Source organism: Pseudomonas peli (assembly GCF_050563605.1).
GTDB classification, from domain to species: Bacteria; Pseudomonadota; Gammaproteobacteria; order Pseudomonadales; family Pseudomonadaceae; genus Aquipseudomonas; species Aquipseudomonas peli_A.
This window is the reverse complement of sequence record NZ_JBNXUH010000435.1, coordinates 1-250: the sequence shown is the minus strand read 5'-3', so window position 1 is coordinate 250 and position 250 is coordinate 1. Positions and strand designations below refer to the sequence as shown.

The following is a 250-nucleotide window of genomic DNA, read 5'->3' as shown; positions in this document are numbered from 1 at the left end:
ACCTCAAGCAGAGCATGCAGAACGGCGGTGGCCCGGCTTGCCTGCGCCTGCGCGTGGCGCTCAACTGTCTCTTATACACATCTCCGGCCCACGAGACGANTCGTGGCGCGGCGGCGGGAGCGTCAGATGTGTATAGGAGACAGACCTCACGCCGCGCATGCAGACCGGCGCTGGCCCTCCAGCCCTGGGCCTGCGCGTGGCCCCCAACTGTCTCATATACACGACGCCGTCCCATGCGGCGAGCGGAGCG

Annotated in this window: 1 pseudogene; it reads left to right on the top strand. The window is 67.5% G+C overall.

The features are described from left to right. Positions 1-62, top strand: a pseudogene (locus tag ACQ4LH_RS22180) (N-succinylarginine dihydrolase); the annotation flags it as partial. Positions 63-250: the final 188 nt, after the last annotated feature.